25 protein-coding genes are annotated in these 23,720 nt (G+C 42.4%); 2 read left to right on the top strand and 23 right to left on the bottom strand.

Going from position 1 to position 23,720, the window contains the following annotated elements:
• Positions 1-73: 73 nt before the first annotated feature.
• From GKZ87_13865 to htpG, 23 genes are all read right to left on the bottom strand, one after another.
• Positions 74-508, bottom strand: coding sequence for an NUDIX domain-containing protein (locus GKZ87_13865; GenBank protein ID QSI26492.1), 435 nt, complete (start codon positions 506-508; stop codon positions 74-76).
• Between the two features lie 28 nt (positions 509-536).
• Entirely contained in the window at positions 537-785 is a 249-nt protein-coding gene (locus tag GKZ87_13870; GenBank protein QSI26493.1) for a DUF2700 domain-containing protein, read from the bottom strand.
• A gap of 52 nt (positions 786-837) precedes the next feature.
• Positions 838-1,614: a Cof-type HAD-IIB family hydrolase gene (locus tag GKZ87_13875; GenBank protein QSI26494.1), complete on the bottom strand. Its 777-nt coding sequence runs from the start codon at positions 1,612-1,614 to the stop codon at positions 838-840.
• A 124-nt stretch (positions 1,615-1,738) separates the two neighbouring features.
• Positions 1,739-2,647, bottom strand: coding sequence for a sensor histidine kinase (locus GKZ87_13880; GenBank protein ID QSI26495.1), 909 nt, complete (start codon positions 2,645-2,647; stop codon positions 1,739-1,741).
• A 14-nt stretch (positions 2,648-2,661) separates the two neighbouring features.
• Positions 2,662-3,402 (bottom strand): ABC transporter permease, encoded by a 741-nt coding sequence (locus GKZ87_13885; protein QSI26496.1) that lies wholly within the window; start codon positions 3,400-3,402, stop codon positions 2,662-2,664.
• Positions 3,395-4,309 carry an ATP-binding cassette domain-containing protein gene (locus tag GKZ87_13890; protein QSI26497.1) on the bottom strand — a complete coding sequence of 305 codons (915 nt, stop codon included), beginning with the start codon at positions 4,307-4,309 and terminating at the stop codon, positions 3,395-3,397. Before GKZ87_13890 ends, GKZ87_13885 begins: the two co-directional genes overlap by 8 nt.
• An 88-nt stretch (positions 4,310-4,397) precedes the next feature.
• Positions 4,398-5,069 (bottom strand): response regulator, encoded by a 672-nt coding sequence (locus GKZ87_13895; GenBank protein QSI26498.1) that lies wholly within the window; start codon positions 5,067-5,069, stop codon positions 4,398-4,400.
• Between the two features lie 287 nt (positions 5,070-5,356).
• Positions 5,357-5,569, bottom strand: a complete 213-nt coding sequence (locus GKZ87_13900; GenBank protein QSI26499.1) for a hypothetical protein — start codon at positions 5,567-5,569, stop codon at positions 5,357-5,359.
• A 15-nt stretch (positions 5,570-5,584) separates the two neighbouring features.
• Positions 5,585-5,911: a helix-turn-helix domain-containing protein gene (locus tag GKZ87_13905; protein ID QSI26500.1), complete on the bottom strand. Its 327-nt coding sequence runs from the start codon at positions 5,909-5,911 to the stop codon at positions 5,585-5,587.
• A gap of 386 nt (positions 5,912-6,297) precedes the next feature.
• A complete protein-coding gene (locus tag GKZ87_13910) occupies positions 6,298-6,795 on the bottom strand; it encodes a GNAT family N-acetyltransferase (GenBank protein ID QSI26501.1) in 498 nt (165 codons plus the stop codon).
• A 305-nt stretch (positions 6,796-7,100) separates the two neighbouring features.
• On the bottom strand, positions 7,101-7,535 hold the full coding sequence (locus tag GKZ87_13915; protein ID QSI27975.1) for a pyridoxamine 5'-phosphate oxidase: 435 nt from the start codon (positions 7,533-7,535) through the stop codon (positions 7,101-7,103).
• 89 nt (positions 7,536-7,624) lie between these two features.
• Positions 7,625-7,981, bottom strand: a complete 357-nt coding sequence (locus tag GKZ87_13920; GenBank protein ID QSI26502.1) for a transcriptional regulator — start codon at positions 7,979-7,981, stop codon at positions 7,625-7,627.
• Between the two features lie 308 nt (positions 7,982-8,289).
• Positions 8,290-8,736, bottom strand: a complete 447-nt coding sequence (locus GKZ87_13925) for a GNAT family N-acetyltransferase (GenBank protein ID QSI26503.1) — start codon at positions 8,734-8,736, stop codon at positions 8,290-8,292.
• Positions 8,737-8,933: 197 nt separating this feature from the next.
• A complete protein-coding gene (gene rlmD, locus GKZ87_13930; GenBank protein QSI26504.1) occupies positions 8,934-10,295 on the bottom strand; it encodes a 23S rRNA (uracil(1939)-C(5))-methyltransferase RlmD in 1,362 nt (453 codons plus the stop codon).
• Positions 10,282-10,899 carry an HAD-IA family hydrolase gene (locus GKZ87_13935; GenBank protein QSI26505.1) on the bottom strand — a complete coding sequence of 206 codons (618 nt, stop codon included), beginning with the start codon at positions 10,897-10,899 and terminating at the stop codon, positions 10,282-10,284. Before GKZ87_13935 ends, rlmD begins: the two co-directional genes overlap by 14 nt.
• 431 nt (positions 10,900-11,330) lie before the next feature.
• Entirely contained in the window at positions 11,331-12,245 is a 915-nt protein-coding gene (locus tag GKZ87_13940; protein QSI26506.1) for a TSUP family transporter, read from the bottom strand.
• A 205-nt stretch (positions 12,246-12,450) separates the two neighbouring features.
• Positions 12,451-13,257: a pyrroline-5-carboxylate reductase gene (gene proC, locus GKZ87_13945; GenBank protein ID QSI26507.1), complete on the bottom strand. Its 807-nt coding sequence runs from the start codon at positions 13,255-13,257 to the stop codon at positions 12,451-12,453.
• Between the two features lie 30 nt (positions 13,258-13,287).
• Positions 13,288-15,669, bottom strand: a complete 2,382-nt coding sequence (locus tag GKZ87_13950; protein QSI26508.1) for a formate C-acetyltransferase/glycerol dehydratase family glycyl radical enzyme — start codon at positions 15,667-15,669, stop codon at positions 13,288-13,290.
• A gap of 3 nt (positions 15,670-15,672) precedes the next feature.
• Positions 15,673-16,587 carry a glycyl-radical enzyme activating protein gene (locus GKZ87_13955; GenBank protein ID QSI26509.1) on the bottom strand — a complete coding sequence of 305 codons (915 nt, stop codon included), beginning with the start codon at positions 16,585-16,587 and terminating at the stop codon, positions 15,673-15,675.
• Positions 16,588-16,686: 99 nt separating this feature from the next.
• Complete coding sequence (locus GKZ87_13960) at positions 16,687-17,256, bottom strand: cupin domain-containing protein (protein ID QSI26510.1); 570 nt, start codon at positions 17,254-17,256, stop codon at positions 16,687-16,689.
• 562 nt (positions 17,257-17,818) lie between these two features.
• Positions 17,819-18,223, bottom strand: a complete 405-nt coding sequence (locus GKZ87_13965) for a DUF2752 domain-containing protein (GenBank protein ID QSI26511.1) — start codon at positions 18,221-18,223, stop codon at positions 17,819-17,821.
• Position 18,224: 1 nt separating this feature from the next.
• On the bottom strand, positions 18,225-18,551 hold the full coding sequence (locus GKZ87_13970; protein ID QSI26512.1) for a DUF4234 domain-containing protein: 327 nt from the start codon (positions 18,549-18,551) through the stop codon (positions 18,225-18,227).
• 430 nt (positions 18,552-18,981) lie between these two features.
• Positions 18,982-20,925, bottom strand: a complete 1,944-nt coding sequence (gene htpG, locus GKZ87_13975) for a molecular chaperone HtpG (protein QSI26513.1) — start codon at positions 20,923-20,925, stop codon at positions 18,982-18,984.
• 614 nt (positions 20,926-21,539) lie between these two features.
• On the opposite strand from htpG, the gene proB reads away from it, so the two are divergent.
• Complete coding sequence (gene proB, locus GKZ87_13980; protein ID QSI26514.1) at positions 21,540-22,334, top strand: glutamate 5-kinase; 795 nt, start codon at positions 21,540-21,542, stop codon at positions 22,332-22,334.
• Entirely contained in the window at positions 22,335-23,582 is a 1,248-nt protein-coding gene (locus tag GKZ87_13985) for a glutamate-5-semialdehyde dehydrogenase (GenBank protein ID QSI26515.1), read from the top strand. It begins immediately after the preceding gene.
• Positions 23,583-23,720: the final 138 nt, after the last annotated feature.

Below are 23,720 nucleotides of genomic sequence, written 5' to 3' on the forward strand. Positions count from 1 at the left end.
CAGTCTTCATTCCTTCCATCACGGCTATATGTAGATATGATTTTATCATGATGTTCTCCTTCTTTGCGGAATCCTATGAAAGCTCACTGCCCCGTTCTTTTACATAGGCAGCTATAAATTTTTTTGAGGGGGAGTATATATGCGTCGGCAGCTCCTCCTTAGCAAACCATTTCCATTCATCCTGCTTCTTTGGTTCCATGACGCGCAGCATACCGCTGCAGGCTCTGGCTATTACCTGTATTGTGACAAAATGCTTTCCAGGCTGAATATCATCCGCCGCACTGAATATCCTTAAATCTGAAATATCAAGATTCGTTTCTTCCTTCGTTTCTCTCACAGCAGCTTCAAACAGCGTTTCCCCGTATTCCTGCTTACCGCCGGGAAGACACCAGGAATCCGGTTCATAAATACCACCGGTATCCGCGCCACTGCGTACCCGGTGCCCCAACAAAATTTTGCCATCCTGCACAATCAACACACCGACTCCCACACGAATCATGTTCTCCATTCTCTTTTATCCTCCTTTAATACTGCTGTTATTTCTCAATCCGCATCCCAATAATGAATCCCAGCAGCATACAGCACGCTATCGCATAAGCAAGGTAAGCCGAGCCTAGGGCAGACCCAAGTGCTGCACCCAGACATATCCCAAGGCTGAGTCCCTCTGCCATATACGTTTTCGCATATTGCTTCCCTGCTGTTCTTCTGTGCTTCAGTATCAGAATCATGATGACCGCCACAATTCCTGTTACGGCAACAGGTAAGACAGCTCTTATAAGCTCCATAGAAACCACCCTTCCTTATGTTGTTTCAGTTATAATCTGAGCAGATTCCCCCTTACACCAGATGGTGCTTCCTGCAGTACTGCGTAATTCCTTCCTCATCCACACGCGGGCAGATGTCTGTAGCTACCGCTTTCACATCATCACTTGCATTTCCCATGGCAACACCACACCCCACAGCCTGCAGCATTTCGATATCATTCGTTCCATCACCGAACGCAATCGCCTCATCCTTAGACAGATGGTAATATTCCAGAATTTTTCTGACGCCCAGACCTTTTCCTCCGTTGTAGGGTATGATATCCATTGCACGGGGCCACCATGCAGTTATTTCAGCTCCTGTAACTCCCTGTAAAATTGAAGCATATTCCTTTTTGGTTCCACCCAGCATAATCTGATAGATTTCCTCATCGGCGAGCCTTTCAAAATCATCCACAACATCGACTGTCTGATTGGATATTTCAAAATAGTCTACAATATCACGGTCTCTGCCATTTGCCCCGTTTCTTTCAACATTCGCCAGTACTACCGGGCGTTGTATTGCTTTTGCATTGCTTATGATTTTGTGTACATCCTCTGTAGGTATCGGATTTTTGAATATGACGGTATCCGCAGTAAAACAGTAGGATGCATTAAAGGTCAGATAAGCGTCAAATTTCACTCTTGGAAACTGCGGCACGCTGCGAGGCGGTCGTCCGGTCGCAATACAGAGGATAATTCCGTTTTTCTGTAGCTGTAAAAGTGTATCCTCCATCAGTTCACTCATTGTGTCCCTATCCATAGCAATCAGTGTACCATCAATATCAAAAAACGCTATTTTTATGTTGTTCATCTGGTTTCTCCCTATATAAATATTACGAACGCTTTGCTTGTAGCAGTGTGCTATCATTTCAATTATAGTCAACAAGAAAGGAGATGTACAGGTATTTTCTGCAATTATACAAGTTCTGTAGCGGCTATGAGTGATGTTCAGCCTTCACTTGAGGAAGCAGAATATGGACATATAATTTATTCTCCTTATATTCTGCATACATCCTCCCTCCCATTTCATATATAAGGGTACGTGATATTTCCAAGCCAAGCCCTGTCGTATTTTCTGCATTATGAACGGTATAGAAACGGTCAAACAGCTTCGCTACTTGAATAGAATCCAGCTCTGCCGCAGTATTGGCGAATATGATTTCGCCTTGCTCTGATAACATGATCTGCAAATCACCATCACTGTATTTAACGGCATTATGTAAAAGATTTATCATCACGCGGGAAAGCTTGGAGGCCGATAGTACGCGCTTTATCTTCTTTTGTGGAAGCTTAATGACCGGCTCGATATGCTGCTCTTTTAAGACCGCATAAAAGCCCGCTATACTTTCCTCTATAAGCTCATTTACTACAACCTCCCCTGTATCTGTATCATCTTTTGACAGTAGGGTTACCGTATACTCAAACAATTCCTCTGTAAGCTGATTTAGCAGCTCGACTCTGTTTTGGATAATTTGGATGTAACGTTTTGCAGTATCTGATATTTCTTCCTGTTCCAGCAAATCGAGATAACCGCAGACTGCTGTAAGAGGCGTTCTCAGATCATGCGATATACTCGTTACAGATTCCTTCAGCTTGTTCTCTCCATGAATATACTGTCGGCGCTGCTTGCGAAGCTGATCAAGCTGCTTGTTCAAAACCGCCGCAAGTTTTCTGATCTGCTTATCATTTGATGCAACAGTAAGCAAGGTATTGGATGAACTGCACGTATACTCTGTAAGTCCTATACAGATTTCCTTTAAATCCTTTCTCAACAACAACAGCTTTAAGAACAGCATACTGATAAGCAGCACCAATATCCCGCATAATATCCATGGTAACAGCATTCTTCACATCTCCTTTACTTGATATCCTTTTTATGAAATACAGCTATTCCACATGTATTCACACAAACAATCACAAGAATTGCATATATTCCTAGCCGCCATAATACAGACAGCTCTACTGTCATAAATTGAAAAATCTGTCCATATGGATTGATATCAAAAAGCACTTCAAACAGCATCCTCATCGGTTCGGATAATAAGCCCTGACGGGCCAGAGAATAGCATAGTAATCCGCCAAACATCAAGCAAAAAGCGCTCAGTATACAAATAATAGCCGTTTTTGCCTTACTGGAAGAAAGCATGCCTATCATATTATAAATGGCACAATAGGAAATGCAGGCAAGCCACCCTATGCATCCACTCACAACACACTTGAATGTACTCATTACCGGTATCTGCATGATAACAGCGAAGATCATACCGACCAGAATCCAAAGCATATAAAGCATGGTTATTCCCATACCACCGCTAAGAAAGCCTGCCAGATATATATCAGTTCTTTTGTGTCCGACAATCAGCTTATTGCGTATGGTTCCATCACTATACTCTGTTCCATAAAAGAGGCTGAGACTAACAGAGATAATACTGCCAATCCCCTGTATGGAAACAAATAAGGCGAGATCTATACGTGTGGAATCCTGACTCAGTAGTAAAAGACTAAGGATACCTTCCAAACATAGCATCAATATCAAAGTTACACGAAATGCTTTGCTACCATATAAGCGGCTGCAATTGGCATATAGAAGTCTACGCATAGCAGTCACCTTTTACCAGGCTCATATAATAGCTTTCCAGATTCTCATCCCGCTCGCTCATTGAAATTATTTCAGCCCCCTCCTTATTCAGGGCCAACGCAAGCCTCGTCACATTGATTTCCGCAAATATATCAGCCTCAGTTTCTGATATGATTTTATATTCCATTCGCATGGAATCCAGTATGTGGGTAAGCGGCTTGATATTTGTTACTTTTATATGAACACATTTTCGGCAGGCTGCATGCAGCTCCTGTGCACTCATTTCTTTTATGATACTGCCATTGTCAATAAAGCCATAGTGTGTTGCCAGTTTCGAAAGCTCATCAAGAATATGGCTGGATATCAAAACGGTAATCTGATGCTCCCGATTTAGCTTTCCTATCAATTCCCGTATTTCAATGATTCCCTGTGGATCTAATCCGTTCACAGGCTCGTCCAATATTAGAAAATCCGGATCCTGTGCAAGGGCAATGGCAATTCCAAGCCTCTGCCGCATCCCAAGAGAGAAATCTCTGCTTTTCTTTTTTCCTGTATTGCCTAGTCCCACCAGTGTCAAAAGATCCTGCAGACCGTCAAAGGAAGGACATCCTAGGATTCGATATTGCTGTTTTAGGTTTTCTTCAGCACTCATGTCCAGATAAATAGCTGGTGATTCTATGACTGCTCCGATTTTTCTCCTTGTTCGCGCAAAGTCCTTTTCTGTATTTTTTTTGCCATACAGCATATAATCACCGGATGTCGGATGCTGTAGACCGCAAATCAAGCGAAGCAGTGTTGTTTTCCCGGCGCCATTTTTTCCAACAAAGCCATATACAGCACCTTTTGGGATTTGCATTGTGACTCCACGCAATGCATGAAACTGACCATACTGCTTACACAGCATATTTGTTTTAAGTACATATTCCATTTCTGTTATCCTCCTTATTATGATACTGTATATTCTAGCAGGAAGAGGTAAAGAAAATGGTAAAGGAAGCCGTAAAGAAATCGTAAATTTACGACTTTTTCAGTTTAAAGCCAATGCCCCATACGGCTTCAATATAGTCCTGATCATTCACTTCCCGTAATTTTCTGCGAAGATTACTAATATGCATCTTCAATGAGCTTTCACTGCAATCCAGGGTATCTGCACTGATGCCCTCAAGCAAAACCGATTTTGTAATCACCTGTGCTGGGTGCTGAAGCAGCAGCTTTAATATTGCATATTCGGTTTTGGTTAATTTCACATCTATTCCCTGTACAGTGGTTGTATAGGTATCCGTATTGAGTGTTATCTCATCAAATACCAGCAAAGAGGAAGCTATCGGTATGTCTGTTTTACGCAGCTGTACAGCCACTCGTGCTAAAAGCTCCTTGGTTTGAAACGGTTTCGTGATATAGTCAGCAGCTCCATTAAGTAAAAGAGATACCTTATCGTCTACATCGATTTTTGCACTGACAATAATAACCGGAATGCCTTTGCTGTATGGCAGTAGTTCTTCTCCGCTAAGACCAGGAAGCATTAGATCAAGCAGGATTAGATCCGGTGTTGTATCCTTTAGAAAAAGCACTGCTTCCGTACCGGAGTAGGCACGAAATACAAGATAACCCTCACGATTCAGAAGCTCCTCTAACAGATTTCCGATATGTATATCATCATCTACAATCAAGATTGCTTTCAATATAATTCCTCCTCAACATTTTCCATAGAAAGTCACCACATATTTTCCTTATACAGGTATATTTATATAAATATATGGTATCATACAAGCTGAAAAAAAAGAAGCATGCAATCTGATAGCTCTTATTCAAAAAGGGGATTGTGAATTTCCTGACTGCATAAAGGGTACACTACCTCAGATACCAACGGTATTAGCCCTGCAATCGTAAATAGAAATATCCAAAAATGAATAAGGGCTGTTTTACTACGCATCCTTCATTTCTTTATAGTTTCTTTCCTCTCGCCACTTCTATGTTAAGAAGGTTTGCTACCCTTCTTACGATCGATCCATGTATGCTGCAGGAACAGACCACAAATGGCAGTCACGACAGCACCGGCTAATCGCGCTATCCATACATTCAAATCAAAGGCATAGAGTATTTTCATCGCAAAGTTTCCAGCAGCAATTGCCGCTGTAAATATTATAATCCATGTAATAGTAGTTCCCTTTGTGTTATCTAATTTCATATAGCTGCATCCTAATCAACTGGCAGAGATGAATGCGAGTATCAACAGAAGTATCATCACTGTGAGGACAGATAGGATTCTTTTGGAAGAATCACGTTTTTTATCTGCTTCTCCGCCATGTTCATTTTGTGATAACATCATTTGCATATCATTATCAACAAGTGCGTCAATACCAATCTGCAAGGCTCTGGACAGAGCTAGCAGCTGCCGTGCGTCGGGTACGGTCTCATTCAATTCCCAGTTTGATATCGTCTGTCGTGTAACTCCGACCAGCTGACCCAGCTGTTCCTGTGAAAGCTGAAGCTTTTTTCGTGATTTCAAAATATTTTTTCCTAAGTCCATGTTGACTCCTTTCGCTTGTAATCATATCTTATTTCCTTGCTTTATTTCTACCAAAGCTTTTTGGAAGCTTGTCAAAGATTTTTAACATTTGTATAGAAAATATGATATTGTGCTGTTTTTCCCCTCATCAAAGCAACACTGCTATTGATATATAAGATGTATGCCTGTGAAGCTTTCTGTACAAATACCTGTATATATAATATCTGTAAATTTCTTTATCATAAGAAAGGCAGCAGATATGCTACGTACTCATTTAAATATCCTCTGTAGCTGCCAGTTATTCTGGTTCTTTCTCACGTCAAGATACAAGAAGGATATGAGATATAAAACATCGATTATTTTGTATTTTATGCTTCCCATATACCCAGATTCGAGAAAGATCCGTGTTATTCATTCTGCATTTTCTTCTGCATTACATCATAGCAAAGAAAATCTCCGGAGCTGGTCTGGATCACATGAAACTCAGTTTCCTGATAACCACGTTTACGATAGATTGCCTTTGCAGGAAGGGATGCATCCAGTGTGCAACGATCATACTGTGAAAAAATCGCATGCTCTGCAAATTCCATAAGACTGCGTCCATGCCCCTTTTTCTGATGCTGTGGCAAAACAAAGAGTCTACAGATTTCATTTGCCTTGATTGTAACAGTACCAATTGCTCTTTCCTCATCATCGAATAGAAGATAGACACTGCCGGATTTGATGTCAAGGCGAATATTTGCGTCCTTATGATGTGATAGGAAAAAATCAACAGCTCCATTCGGATAATAATGCGGATAAATTGCCTGTATCGTTTCTCTTGTTATCCTTCTCACTATCTGTACAGTGCTTTCATTCAACAGCGCTTTTCTTATATCGTTGTTATTTCTGTATGAACTACTCATATATACATACCTCCTTTTTATAGTTGACTAAGCTGCTTTTAGTCTGTAAGTTCCTTGTTGTATTCAATCTACAATGTAATGCTTTCATTTGTTGTCGCATGCTGTGTATGCTTTTTAACGGCGTGCTGTGTTAGACGGTCCCAGCCTTTACACTTTCTATAATGTTCATTATATAAAACAAAAAAGGCAATGTACAGTTAATTTTGTACAAAACCATTTTCTTATTGCTTGCACTGTAGTAGAATACCTCCATCGTGAAAATTGCTCTTTTAATAACAGAATGTGATATCCTACATACAGCTATATCATTCTTTTTCTGCGCAGGGAATTTCAAATGTCTCTGAATGAAAATTAGAATAATACCTCCCCTTCGTTACTGTAAATTTCAACACACAATAATCCGGATCTGTCACACCCTTAGGATAATACATGGTATCGCCCTCTTTCCATATCATATCCTTACTTTCCTGATCCTCAAGGACCTCTGCTGTTCCAAGCAGCATCACTCCGCGGAAATAGCGTTTATCACAAAAATAAATGCAAGCCTTGGAATTCTTACGGTACTGTGCCACTCGCATGGAAGATGTATTCGTGGTAAAGTAAAATGTATGTATTCCCACTCTTTTTCGCGGTGGAAGCATTGCTTTGGTGTTTGGAAAACCATCCTGATCTACGGAGCTGATAAATGCAACGCTCTGTTTATCAATCAGCTTTCCAATCGTTGCTTCACTGTCTCGCATCATAACAATCACCATCCTTTTCCTTATTGTAGCCTGACCTTCTCCTCCTGTACAGTACCCACTTTTTTGTAACTATGTATTGAAAGTACTCATAAAAGTCCTTTGTCCTTTAGAAATTCCTCACGGCCATCCTCAAGCATCATTTCCATGCCGATAGCCTGCATGATTTCAATTGCCATCAGCATTTGTTCTCCACGTTTGGTAAGCGAATATTCAACATGCAGGGGATAACCGTCATATGTTTGCTTGTCTACCATTCCATACTCGATCAATTCCTTTAGTTGTTCAATCAGCATTTTCTGTGTAATATTTATAATCTCTTTTTTCAATTCAGACAGAGATTGCTTTTTCTTGCCAAGCTGCCACAATATGATTGGCTTCCATTTTCCCTTAGTAATATCATGTGTTAACTCTAATGGACATGTGTATTGTTTACGTAGTTTCACGCTATCTCCCCTTTTCTGAATTTTCTATATGGTATGCAGGTACAGATATGAAATGAATTTATACAAATGATACAGGGAAATCTATGAAGCTGTGTTTAGCTTGCGAAAGAATAGAGCTGTTCATGCTCTGAAAAAGCACGAAGCTTTCGAAGAGCATTTTATGATGTGTGACATTTTCCTGTTTCGAATGGTGTTTTATGCATGGTATAAGAAGGTTATCTGAGTGTAGAATCATGCTTTACAAATGAAGAAGATAAGCAAAGCTTGCATATTGCAGCTATTTATGATAGCTGTGACGGGCAAGCTGATTATGCATCCAGCTTCATGTACAGTAAAGGATAGGGATTGCCCTGTTCATCCATATCACTTCGCTTGTATACGGTGAAGCCCATATGCTCATAGAAGCCTTTTGCTGAAGGATTCTGTTCATTTACCGTTAATTTGTCAACTGCATATGTTTTCATTCCATACTCCAGCAGGGCTTTCCCATACCCCTGTCCTCGTTCCTTTGCAAAGACAAACAGCATCTCCAGCGTATGACCTGCAACGCCCATGAAGGCAATCGGTATCTGCTGTTCATTAACCGCAACTATTAAATGCGGAATCTCCTGTATTGCCATTGGGACATATTCTTTAATCATCGCGATTTCATCTACAGAAAGGAAATGATGTGTTGCCTTAACGGAAGCTTCCCATATTTCAAGGAGCTGTTGTATAAGAGTCGCAGTTCTTTCTTCAATTTCAATAATATTCATAGTTGCCTCCCTTTTCTATTCTTGCGCTTGGATGCCTCGCATAATTTTCAGTATGTTAGCTTTTGTATATGATGTGGGATCCACTGTTTTCTGATCATCTTCATTTCTTTATTTCTATAAAATAAAAGTATATCCATAATTGTAGTATTTCATATCCGTGATACACAAAAGATATGATATCTGATTTTAATAATAGTTTATGTTATCTTAGACAGCAAAGCAATGCTTTCAACATGAAATGTATGCGGAAAAAGATCCACCGGTACCATATTTCCATCTACCCGATACCCCATACGCTCCAGCATCTGCAAATCGCGCACCTGCGTCTGCGGATTACAGGAAATATACAATACCTGCCTCGGCTTCATGCGCACCAGACTCTTGATAAATTCCTCACTGCTCCCACTCCTTGGCGGATCCATAATCACGACATCCAGCCGCTTCTTCTCAGCCGCAAGCCTTGTCATATAACGACCGGCATCCTCACAAACAAAACGGATATTGGAGATCCCATTGATTTTGGCATTGATCCTCGCATCCTCCACCGCATCGCGATTGATTTCAACCCCGACCACCTGCTTTACAAACTGCGAAACATACATCCCAATCGTCCCAATACCGCAATACGCATCCAGTACCGTTTCCCTTCCACTCAGCTTCAGCAGCTCAACAGCACGCCGGTACAACACCTCCGTCTGCTCATGATTGATCTGATAAAAAGACTTCGCAGAAATACGGAAGGTCATCCCGCACAATACATCCTCAATATACCCGGGGCCATACAGCACCCGTTCCTCATCACCCAAAACCACACTTGTTTTTCGCGTATTCACATTCTGCACAATAGTCGTGATTTCCGGATGCCGCTTCCTTAACTCCTGTATAAAATTCTTCCTTGCCGGAAACACAGGGGAATTCAGCACAAGAACAACCATTAGCTGTTTACTCACTGCACCATAACGCAAAACCACATGCCGCAGCAGACCTCTTCGCGTATCCTCCTCATAAGGCTCTATCCGCAGCCTCCCCATCAGCTCCACAATGGTTGCTACAACATCGTCGCAAGCCTTTGGATGCAGCAGACATTGCTTATAAGGAATAATACGATGCGAAAACTCCTCATAAAATCCGGCCTGTATACGCCGCTGCTTATCCCTTTGAAAGCTGATAATCATCTTATTGCGATAATGCCAGGGCTTTTCCATACTAACGATATCCTCTGTCTGCAGCCTTAATCCCTTCGCTTTCCTGCACAGCTCCTGCATACTGCGATTTTTAAATTTTTGCTGTCCCTGCGTACTCATATGCAGCAGCTGACAGCTTCCACAGCGTGCATAAATCGGGCATTGTACAGGAACACGGTCAGAGGAAGCTTTCTTAATTTCCAAAACCTCCCCGATATAGCCTTTGGCAATACGCTTTACAATTTTAACGCGTACCTCCTCCTGCTTCATAACATGACGTACCAGCACAATATCCTTTCCGCAGCGCAAAATACCATTATGTGCTTCATCCATTCCCTGAATGATGCCGGTAACCACCTGATTATTCTTTAACATAGCTTCCCTCTTTCAACAGCGCTCTCGCCTCAGCAAGACATTCCTCACCCGTAAACAGAATACCATGAATCCCCATGCGTGCAGCCTGTTCAATATTATGTTTATTATCATCCAGATAGAGAATCTCCCCGCTTTGCAGGTGATAACGCTGCAGCAGGACCTCAAAAATATGAGGATCCGGTTTATTTGTTTTCTCCTCATAAGATAGAACCGCACCATCCGCCAAAGGGAAAAACTCCTGTGTCTCTTTCAAATAGTCCGCAGAATCCTTACTGATATTTGATAAAATATACACACCATACCCGCTGCTCTTTACTTCCCGCAGAAATGCAATGCTTTCGTGCATCGGCTCCATCAGCTGCAGCCAATTCTTTAATACGATATCCGTTTCCTCAACCATGTCCGGATATGCGGTATGATATACTTCGTAAAGATCCTCCAGCATCCAGATTCCCTGATCATATTTTTCCCATGCCTCATGCGTGAAAATCCGTTCACATATCCTATGTGTTATTTCTTCTGTTTGAAACCACCGGATAAAATAGGCCTCCGGCATAAATGTCATCAATACGTTTCCTATATCAAATACAACATGTTTTATCATTTCCTTACACCTGTCCTCACTGCATTTATTATACTATAAGAGACCTGTGCTTGACAGCAATCTTATGGCAATACTGCAACTTATTTATCCTCAAAGCTATTTCTTACAGCGAATCTATAATCATACAGCTTAAATTGAATATTCTTAAAGTACAAAACGATAACCACCTACCCCACTATACGAATTACTTGCTGCGTTCATCAAATGCTCTTTTAAGAACAAGGAACTGATAAAGCATTGTGAATCAGTATAGCACATAACACACTCTGCATTAAAAATACCGCAATACAATCATGGGCATATCCTGACACATGAGCTTTAAAAATCTGTCAGCGATTCCCCAGCACATGCAAACCACCATATGCGTGTATCCGTATAAAAGCATTCTTGTGCAAGCAGAAAAAAAGAGATCTATGACCTCTTTTCTTTACTTAATCTACAATTTCCACAGGCTCCGCCTTTGCAGCTGCCGTGTGCTCCTTCACCTTGGAAAAGCCTGCGCGCAGCATAACGGTTGATGTATATACCGTTACACAGACAACAATCCACTTCAGCACATCCAGCGGCAGCGATTTAATCAGTAAGGATGCAACCAGCGTTGCAATCGAACCAAAAACTGCCATGGACAGTGCGGATTTACGATTGTATGCGCCCTCCTTGATAAACTTCACAGATGCAGGCGGCATCAGAAACGCACAGGATCCCATCATGATAGGGAATGCCACATCCGGAGACATCCCCAGCAGATATACCAGTACCATGCAAGGGTTGTACAAGCCAACTCCTGCAGTCATCAATGCGCCCAGGATGAAGTTGACGATTCCTGCAATTACCAGCTTTCCACCCGCCAGTCCGATTGCATCTCCACCAATCGGCATCAGGTTTAATAAACTTGCCAGCATAATGCAGGCGGTACAAGCCAGTGCAAATCCCATAACCAGACGGATTTTCTTCTCTGACATACGAGATACCACACCTGCACCAAGTACAGCGCCCAGCATCGCAGCAGCCAGCATGACAACCAGTGTCCATGCCTCCACCTTTACAACGGTTGTGAAAATCAGTGCCTGCAGCAGTACCGGAATGCAGTTGGCAACATTCATCGTTCCCGGTATCAGCTTGTCTCTTGTCTGCTTTGTGAACTTCAACAGAGCAGTCTGCGGAGCAAATGCTCCAATCCCCAGCGGATCAAAGAAATTTACCAGTGCTCCGATTGCACCAGTCTTCCACCAGGAAGTATCCCCTTCAAACTCCTCCTTGTGTTTGATCAGGTCATAAGCGAAAAATGCAGTGTATCCGATCAGCAGCACGATCAGCAATCCAATAATAATTGTAGTAATATCCATAATCTTCTCTTTAACTCCCAACGTACGCTCTTGCGTCTTCTCATCGTTTCATTTCCATGTTGTATCTTTATCTTTCATTGAAGTACATACCCGCATCCATCAGATATGCACTCTTTCGCTATTGATTGCGCACAACAGACATATCACAGCTTACGCAGCACATACGCATAGCTGTATTTTGTGAAATTTTATCTCAACAACGGTTTTACTTTGACATCTCTCTTGATTTATCCGCGCAGGCCTTCATACCCTGCATGATACTGGAGCGAAAGCCTGTCTCCTCAAGCTTCGCTACAGCGGCGATGGTTGTTCCTCCCGGTGAACAAACCATATCCTTCAATTCTCCCGGATGCTTACCGGTATTAAGAACCATCTGGGCGCTTCCCAGCACAGCCTGCGCCGCAAATTTATAAGCCTGTGGCCGTGGCATTCCTTCCACAACTGCAGCATCTGCCATTGCCTCAATCATCATATAAACATAGGCAGGTGAGGAACCGCTGACAGCCGTTACCGCATCCATCAGATGCTCTGGAACAATTTCGCTTTTTCCAAAGCTGTTGAAAATAGCCGTAATTTCCGCAGTTTCTTCTTTTGTTACATTTTTCGCCGGCGCAATCGCAGACATCCCCTCACCAACTAGCGCCGGTGTATTCGGCATCGTTTTCACGATTTTAATATCTCTGCCAAACAATTCGGCAACTGTTGCAGAGGATTGTCCTGCCGCAATCACAACGATGATTACATTCTCTTTTACAGCATCCTTAATCTGATTGATCACAACCGGATACAGGAACGGCTTCACAGACAGCACGATAATATCACAGACACTAGCCAGCTCTGCATTATCAGTGGTCGTGTTGACACCATAGCTTTCCTGCATACGTGCAAGACTTTCCTCGTTGATATCGGATACATAGATGCTTTCTTTCCCAATCAGTCCGGCCTTGATGATTCCCCCAATCATCGCACCACCCATATTACCGCTGCCGATAAATCCAATGATTTTGTTCATAAATGATTTTCCTTCTTTCTTTGTTTCTGCCTATGCAAAACTCTGCTCTGTACGGTTGATAATCTCATCCTGCAATTCCTTGCTTAAATTACGGAAGTGGTCGGAATATCCTGCAACACGCACAATCAGATCACGGTATTCTGCCGGATTCTGCTGGGCCTTAATCAGCGTTTCACGATCAATGACATTAAACTGAATGTGATGTCCATCCATATTGAAATAGGAACGGATCAGATTTGCCATATTGTCCAAACCATCCTCTCCGGCTACCACGCTTGGTGTAAACTTCTGATTCAGCAGGGTTCCTCCCGTTGAAAGGTGGTCCATCTTGCTTGCGGAACGGATAACAGAAGTTGGGCCGTTTACATCCGCTGCCTTTTCCGGAGAGATTCCCTCACTTACCGGCTTGTGTGCCTTCCGTCCGTTTGGAGAAGCCAGCATGACCTCACCGAAATACACATGGCATGTTGTTGGCAGCATATTGATTCTCCACTGCCCGTTGCGCATATTCGGACGTCCTGTGATCGTATTCTTATAGAACGTGAACACATCCTTCATAATAGCATCCGCATAATCATCATCATTTCCATATTTTGGAGTTTTTCTGGATACAAGGTTATAAATGCGGACGTTTTCCTCCCCTTCAAAGTTATCCTGCATGGCCTTCATCAACTCTTCCATAGTGAAGTTCTTCTTATCGTATACATTGTATTTGATAGCAGACAGTGAATCGGTAATCGTTCCAATCCCCACGCCCTGCAGGTAATTCGTATTGTAGCGTGCACCTCCGGCGTTATAATCCTTGCCGTTTGTAATACAATCATCCGTGATGATGGAAAGGAATGGTGCCGGCATATATTTAGCATAGATACGGGTAATCATATTGCTCCCCTTTACCTTGATATCCGCAAAGTGCTCAACCTGTTTTTTATAAGCCTCAAACAGCTCCTCATAGCTCTTGAAATCCTGCGCTTCTCCCAGCGGCAGACCCAGCTGCTTACCGCCAACCGGATCAAAGCCGTTATTTAATGTGATTTCCAGAATCTTCGGCAGGTTGAAGTAGCCCTGAAGAATATAGGCCTCCCGTCCAAAAGCACCAGTTTCCACACAGCCAGAGGTTCCCCCGCGGCGGGCATCCTCAATGGATTTTCCGGCATTCAGCAGCTCCTGAATAATCGCCTCGGTATTGTAGAAGGCAGGCTGTCCCCAGCCCTTACGACTGATTTCACATGCACGCTTCACAAACTTTGTCGGTGTTTTTCTGGAAATCTGCACGTTGCTGGATGGCTGCAGCAGCTTCATTTCATCCATGACATCCAAAATCAGATAGGATACATCATTGACCCCATCCTCACCATCTGGTGTAATTCCACCGGTGTTGATATTAGCGAAGTCGGTGTAGGTAGAGGATTCCTTCAGTGTGATTCCCACCTTTGGCGGTGCCGGCTGGTTGTTGAATTTCACCCACAGACATTCCAGAAGCTCTTTCGCCTTGGTTTTATCCAGACGTCCCTCCTCGATATCTGCTTCATAAAATGGATGCAGATGCTGGTCCAGACGTCCCGGAGAGTAGGCATCCCAAGGATTTAGTTCTGTTGTCACACCGAGATGGACAAACCAGTACATCTGGATCGCCTGCCAGTAGGTCTGCGGCTTGTGTGCCGGTACAACATCACAGTTTGCGGCAATCTGCAGCAGCTCTTCCTTACGCTGTTCATCGCTTTCCGTTTCCGCAAGCTCTCTTGCCAGCTTTGCGTAACGCTCACCAAGAATCATGATGGCATCACACATTATGCTCATCCCGCGAAGCTCATCGCGTTTCTCGATTGCTTCGGGATCATTCAGGAAGTCAAGTGCTGCAATTGCCTGTTCAATATCCTGCTGATAATCCAGAAAGCCCTTCGCATAAATTTTTTCAGAGCCAACCGTATGTCCGGGGCCTCGCTGTTCCATGAACTCTGTAAAGATTCCTGCCTCGTAGCAGTCTCTCCATTCCTGGGACATGGAATTGATAATTTTATGACGGATGGAACGCTTTTCCCAGAACGGGATAATCGTTTCCTCCTGTTGCTTCATATCCTCTTCACTGACCTTAAAGCAAATCAGCTCGCGGTCGTTCATGACCTGCATATCCTCCAACGTGTGACAGCACAGCTCTGGGAAGGTTGGTGTGGACTGTGGCCCGGCTCCCTTGTCACCAACGATCAGCTCCCCATCCTCGATGGTAATTGTCTTGCGGGAAAAGATTTCCTTCATGGACAGCGCGCGAAGCTCCGGTATGGATACCTCACCTTCATACTTCTTGTAGGCATCTGTCATGAGCATAGCCCGCTCCATAAAGATATGCGGTGTTGTTTCTTCACTTTGCTTTCTCAGCTTTTTGATACGTTCATTCATTCCTCTGCATTCCATTGTTTATCCTCCTATCTTAACCTGTTGAAAACCATGTTCCTCAAACAGAGATTTCAGCATTTCCATATGCTCCTGTGTCGGTACGTCCAAATCCGCTGCGGGATAGACACGGCCCAGCTTTTCATATTTACTGCTTCCCGTATTGTGATACGGCAGCAGATTCACCTTTACTATTCCAATGCGCTCCTTCAAATACGCGATGATATCCTTCATGGTCAAAACATCACTGTTTACCGGCACCACCACAGGAATACGAATATTGATATTTGCCTTGTGATCTGCGAGAAATTCCAGATTTTCCAATATGACTGCATTGGATTTTCCCATATATTTCTTATGCACTTCATCATTCAGCGTTTTGATATCGTACAGGAAGGTATCCACATACGGAAGTAATTGCGCATAGTTTTCCTGAGGCGCATAGCCGCAGGTATCCACCGCGATGTTATACCCCTTATCCTTCAGCTGTCGGCACAGCTCACTCAGATATTCCATATCCTGCGTCATGACTTCCCCGCCTGACAGTGTAACACCGCCGCCGCTTTCTTCATAAAACTGGGCATCCTTATTGATGATGCTCATCAGCTCTTTGATACTGTATGTTTTTCCAACGATTTCACGATTGTTGTGAATGCAATAATCCAGACAATCAGAGCAAAGCACACAGGTATCCGGATCCGTATGGGCAATTCCATCTTCTTCTATCGTAATAGCTCCATGCGTACATGCCTTGAGGCAATATCCGCAGCCACTGCACTTTTCGCGATTGAACATCAGCTCCGGTAAATAGCTTTGACTTTCCGGATTGTGGCACCACCAGCAATTCAGATGACAGCCCTTGAAGAAAACCGTTGTCCGGATGCCGTCTCCGTCATGTACAGAATATTTCTGAATGTTGATTATGGTTGGCTCTTTCATGCTCCCCTCCATTTCTCCATGTGTTGTACATGGTTTGCTTGTTGCCAGAAATACAGAGCTTTGTTTCCTGCCCTCAGCTGCATCACAGCCTTCCTCATATCACTGCCCTGCTTCCTGAAAAAGGTTCGGTGTATTGATGGTTATAAATTTTACGCTCTTATTGGTCTGATTGCTCCAGTTGTGCGTTCTGGTTGATTTGTAATGCGCACAATCTCCCGGATATAAATCACAGATATCATCCTCAATCTGCAGCGTTAAAATTCCCTCCAGCACATAGACAAATTCTTCTCCCTCATGCGGATACGGAAGCGATTCCTCCACTTCCTTCTGCGGTAAAATTTCCACAAGCTTTGGCAGCATTTCCCCCCGGTCAGCCATATTCGTCATGGCATATTCAATGATGGAGCTTCCCTCAATACGAAGGATTTCCCTCTCATAGCTTCGCAGAACCGCCTTTTCCTTTATTTTGGGCTGTTCCATAAAATATGTCATTTCAACACCCAATGCCTTTGCGACCTTTTTCAGGGTATCATGAGCAATGGAGGTCAGACCGCGTTCCAGTTGGGACAGATAGCCGATGGACAGCTCTGTCGCTTCACTGATATCCTTTAGCGTCATTTTGTTTTCTGTACGCTTCTGTTTAATCAGTTCTCCAATGTTTTTATTCATATACAGCAACACCTCTTTACAAGCTTATTATATATTTCACAAGTGAGCCTGTCTATATTTTTAAGTATAATTTACCTCAATTTTCGTATTTTTTCATAAAATCAAGCACATTTTTACCTTGTAAGCAAGTTATATGACCACATTTTTACCTTATTTAATTTAAATATCGCTAAAATTTGCGGATATCTGTGTAACCGTTATCAGTTTTTTCACAAGCAGACATTTTGTCTTTGTATCGTAAACAAAAAAAGCCGATGTTCATCGACTATTTTCATATTTTCCTATTGTTCTTCTTTCGCTTTTTTTCACAAACTGCTCTATTTTACTGCCGCCTGCTCACATATTTATAACAAAGTTCTGAATAATGCTAATTATATATACATAACGCTTTGCTATGCACCTTAACCTACATAACATAAAGGGATGGGATATATCCAATTATATATACATAGCACTTATTAAGGGTTTTATTCTGCATATGGGACGATACTATCAATTCCCTCCGTTTTCATCCTGTCTCAAAGTTAGGAAGCCATACTGAATTACAGCTGTAGACCGCGAATCAGAAAATTGCGTTGAGGAGTCGTATGACAGGTGCATGTTCATTCAACTGCATGGGATACTGTGGAAATATATAAAGCATACGCCATACATATACGCCAATCAATGCACACAGCAATATGCCTGTCAGGACGCGAAAAGCAATGCCCTTGGTAAGCTGTTCACGTTTGCGCACAAATAGCAGACCAATCACTGCCAGATAGGGGACCAGAAGAAACACCACTGGATGAAAAAACCAGGCAGCTGTAAAATCTTTCTGCAGCAGCCAGTAAATGGCAGAAAACATATTACAGCCAGGACACGGAATTCCAACGATATTCTCTATGGGACAATGATTTCCAAAGATAAAGAGCACCAGGAACAGTATGACCCCTGTCCCCAGTACATTTTTAACATCCCGCTTCATACTAGTATGAACGATCGATCAGATTATTGATACTGCTCTGCATAATACACAGGGAAATGATTGGAAACCCAAGCACAGATAATAAAACATTGATCAGGCTGTTATCCTCCGCTCCCATGTCATACAGCTTTTTGGAATATTTCCAAAAGCAGTAGATTCCCCAGATTCCACAGGTTACAATAGACAGCAGCAGATCAGTGATTGCCGTATCGTTTTCCCTTGCGGCATAATTGATATCACTGAATATCTGTACCCAGGCAACCAGATAGTAAATTCCGCAGGTGATAATAGATAATACAATAATACTTGCTATACTTCTTCGTCTCATACAAATACCTCCCTCCTTGTATGGGGCAATGCGGTGAAACACCTGTAACGCCGCAGCCACATCATTGTATCATAGAATTATGCTGCTGGGGAGCTTTTCATGATTTTTTATGCATAACATATCCAATTACAGCTTATGGCTAATAATATATTATATAGGAGATATCGTATTCAAATATAGAACAGCAGCTACTATTTTGCTCCTATGCTTCAGCTATGCTCATCCCCTGTCAGCTAAAGCTTACGAATACGCCTACCGAAAACAGCTTATCATTTTCTGCTATTCCAGCTTATCATTTGCTTTCGTAATTTCTTTTGGAGGGATAAGGTGTAACTAAAACAGGATGATGTATCCAGAAAAAAAACCTGTTTCATCGAGATTGGAACAGGTTTTTCTTCATATAATCTAATACGTATATTCTTACTTATTGTTATTTGCTTGCCTTTACCATGAAATCACAGATTTTCTTGGAAAATTCAGTTGGATTTTCAATCGGGAAGCCCTCGATCAGCAATGCCTGATCATACAGTAAGTCTGCATAATCCTTAACAGCATCCTTATCCTGCTCATATACCTTCTGCAGTGCGTTGAAAATCTCATGATTTGGATTGATTTCCAGAATACGGGAAGCCTTCATGCCATAAGGGTTACCTTCCGGCATTGCACTTAACACCTTTTCCATTTCAAAGGACATGCCTTCCTCACTGCTCAGGCATACCGGATCATCCACCAGACGGGAGGAAATCTTGACATCCTTAACCTTATCACCAAGCACTTCCTTAATACCGGTGAGCAGGTCCTTGTTCTCCTCTGCCTTTTTCTCCAATTCCTTCTTTTCTTCCTCACTGTCGAGATCCAAATCACCCTGTGAAATATTCTTGAAGGTTTTTTCCTTATAGTTCATCAGTGCCTGGAGTGCAAACTCATCCACATTGTCTGTCAGATACAGAATTTCATAGCCTTTTTCCTTGACCTTCTTAACCTGTGGCAGATTGTCAATCAGCTCCACCTTATCACCGCTCATGAAGTAGATATGCTCCTGACCTTCTTCCATACGGCTGATATATTCATCCAGTGTAACCAGCTTTTGCTCCTTGCTGGAATAGAACATCAGCAGATCCTGCAGTGTTTCCTTGTTAGCGCCAAAGTCATTGTATACACCGAATTTAATCTGCAGTCCGAAGTTCTTCCAGAATTTTTCATATTCCTCACGGTCATTGCGCAGCATCAGCAGCAGCTCGGATTTAATTTTCTTTTCAATGCGGTTTGCAATTACCTTTAACTGACGGTCATGCTGCAGCATCTCACGGGAAATGTTCAAAGACAAATCCTGGGAATCCACAAGACCCTTCACAAAACGGAAGTGCTCCGGAATCAGCTCCTCAGCGTTATCCATGATGAATACCCCGCGGCTATACAGCTGAAGCCCCTTCTTATAATCCTGAGAATAGTAGTTAAACGGTGCCTTGCCAGGGATGAACATCAGCGTGGTAAAGGATACCGCTCCCTCCACACTCGTGTGAATCACCTTCTGTGGTTCTGTATAATCGTTAAACTTACTCTTATAAAATTCATCGTATTCTTCTTTTGTAATTTCTGATTTGCTGCGCTTCCACAGCGGAATCATGGAATTCAGTGTTTTCAGTTCCTTAACGGTTTCGTATTTTGGCTCTGCTGGCTTCTCCGCATCCTCATTTTCACCTTCCGGTTCGTCCACACGTTTGCTGGTTTCCACCCACATTTCGATTGGATAACGGATATAGTCGGAGTATTTTTTAATCAGACGTTCGATTTCATACTGCTGCAGATATTCATCATAATTTTCATCATCTGTATTTTCCTTCAGATACAGAACGATTTCCGTACCGAAATCTTCCTTCTCACATTCCTCGATAGAATATCCGTCCACGGCATTGCTGCTCCACAGATATCCGGTTTCTTCTCCGTATTTCTTTGTCGTTACATCTACACGGCTCGCAACCATGAATGCAGAATAAAAGCCGACACCAAACTGTCCGATGATATCCACATCATCCTTTTTCTCTGCTTCTTCGATTTCCTGCTTGAATGCCAGAGAACCGCTTTTCGCTATCGTTCCAAGATTGTCCTCCAGCTCATCCTTATTCATACCAAGACCGTTATCACGAATTGTCAGGGTACGGTTTTCCTTATCTGCTTCCAGATAAATTTTAAAGCCGGATGTATCCACATCACTCAGATTTTCAGATAATGCCTGATAATACAGCTTGTCGATTGCATCGCTTGCATTTGAGATCAGCTCTCGTAAAAAGATTTCCTTATGTGTATAGATAGAGTTGATCATCAGATCTAATAGACGTTTGGACTCAGCCTTGAATTGTTTCTTTCTCGCCATACGTAATTACCTCCTGTTAGCACTCGCTCTTTAAGTCTGCTAACAGTATAGTACAGAATTTTAGCACTGTCAATACAAAAGTGCTAAAATCATTTGTTTTTTCTGATACTTACAGACTATCATTAAATATGTAAAGAGCTGATAAAGCAAATGATAGTTATATTTTTATATCACTACCGATCCAGATAAAGGAAAGTAGGATATACGAGTTAAATTTCATAAATGCTACGTATTTCTATCACTTATAAATGCAGAAAACATAGAATAAAGCAATACTATAGTAGTGATATAGAATCAAGAAATCAGATAGAAACAAAGAAGCCCCTAATATTCAAATCCTTACAATACCTTCACATGATTACACCATACTGTGACGGACGTAATTCATATGGCATCCTATGTGATATGGACAACAACCGATTATAAATGTATATGCCACCACCTTTTTCCACAGCTCTATTTAAGAAATCACCTGACTTCAGCTTTCTGACTACACTCTTCGTTAGCTTCAGCTGCATTTTTATCATCGTATATAAAATATATAGAAAGCATTGCGTCTTTCTGCCTTCTTGGGTATAATAGAAGAAACAATTTTCAAAAGGGGTTGTAAATAAATGAAAGATATGAAAGAAACTAAAAGAATTGTTGTCAAGGTTGGTTCTTCCACGCTGACACATCACGGAGGAGGATTAAATTTTCAGCGCATTGACGCACTTGCTATGGTACTGAGTGATATTAAAAACCGCGGAATCGATGTCGTACTAGTAAGCAGTGGTGCCGTAGCGGCAGGAGTTGCTAAAATGAAGATGCAAAAGCACCCCGAATTGATGAGGGAAAAGCAGGCAGCGGCTTCAGTAGGACAATGTGAGCTGATGTTTATCTATGATAAGTTCTTTTCTCAATATGGACAAAGCATTGCACAGCTGCTGATTACAAAGACGGTAACCACAAACGGTGTACTCCGCGCCAATGCAATCAACACGCTGGAAACACTGCTGGAATATGGAATCCTGCCTATCGTAAATGAAAATGACAGTGTTGCCGTTGATGAAATCGCCTATGGTGATAATGATACACTCAGTGCAGTTACTGCCGACCTGATTCATGCGGATCTTCTCGTACTGCTCTCTGATATAGATGGTCTGTTTAACGACGACCCTATGAAAAATAAGGATGCAAAGCTGATACCTGTCGTAAAGGAAATTGATGATTCCATTTTCTGTATGGCAAAGGGAGCCGGCTCATCACGGGGGACCGGAGGAATGGTTACAAAAATTTCCGCAGCACAATTCGCCAATGAGCACCAAATTCCTATGATTATCGCCAACGGACGCCAGCCATCCATTTTATATGATATTTTACGTGATGATTATCGCGGCACGCTGTTTGATATTAAGGAGGGTATGTAAATGAACACGCTAAACCAGCTGGGAGCCGCCTGTAAACAGGCATCCCGTCAGATTATGAATGCGACAAGTAACCAGAAAAATGAGCTGCTAAAAGCGATTGCAGAACAGCTAAAGCAGGATATTCCTGCAATCCTTGCGGCTAATCAGAAGGACGTTGAACAAGGAAAGACCAGTGGTATGAATGCAGGTCTGATTGACCGCATGCAGTTGAATGAAGCACGAATGCTGCAGATTATCGAAGGCATACAGCAGGTTGCCGCTTTAAAGGATCCGATTGGAGAAATCAGCAATATGCATACGACTGAAAACGGATTGCAGATTGGTACCATGCGGGTTGCACTGGGGGTTGTCGGCATGATTTATGAAGCACGGCCAAATGTGACAGTGGATGCAGCGGTATTATCCTTGAAAGCTGGAAACGCCGTTATGCTGCGCGGCAGTAAGGATATTCTGCAAAGCAATATGACGATTGTCCAAAGTATGCGAAGGGCTGTAACGGCTTGCGGATTTCCTGCTGAGATCATCACCCTTTTGGAGGATACATCACGGGAAACTGCAACAGCATTTATGAAGCTGAATGCCTATCTTGATGTATTGATTCCCCGCGGTGGTGCTGGTCTGATTGCCAACACAGTTCAAAATGCAACCGTACCAGTGCTGGAGACAGGTACCGGTAACTGCCATGTCTATGTAGATAAGGATGCTGATCCTGCCAAGGTGATTCCTATTATCATAAATGCCAAAACGCAGCGGACGAGTGTATGCAATGCGTGTGAAAGTGTACTATTTCATAAGGATTGTAAGGCTGAACAGATACAGGTGCTTCTTCAGGAATTAAAAAAACACCATGTAAAAGTACATGCCGATCAATGGATTTGTACACTGGATTCTGATTGTATCCCAGCAACTGAAGATGATTACGGACGGGAATATCTGGATTTGGAAATTTCTATAAAAATAGTATCCTCTCTCGAGGAGGCAATATCTCACATCAACACCTATTCCACCCATCATAGTGAAACAATCATATCGGAGAATTACACCTCCGTCAAAAAGTTCCTCAAGGAGGTTGACAGTGCCTGCGTATATGCCAATGCATCCACCCGCTTTTCCGATGGCTTTGAATTCGGATTAGGTGCAGAAATCGGTATCAGTACCCAAAAGCTTCATGCCAGAGGCCCTATGGGGTTACAGGCCCTAACGACAGAAAAATATATTATATTGGGGGATGGTCAAATACGACCATAATCTGCATCCTTCTCCCAAAGCATATCACAATAATAAATATTTAGTTTCTAAAGCCTGATTCAAATAATAAATTCCCACCATATCATAGCTGTGGATTTACTATATTAAATTAAGAAAGCGTACTCCTATTATTGATTC

The organism is Erysipelotrichaceae bacterium 66202529, assembly GCA_017161075.1.
GTDB lineage: Bacteria > Bacillota_I > Bacilli_A > Erysipelotrichales > Erysipelotrichaceae > Clostridium_AQ.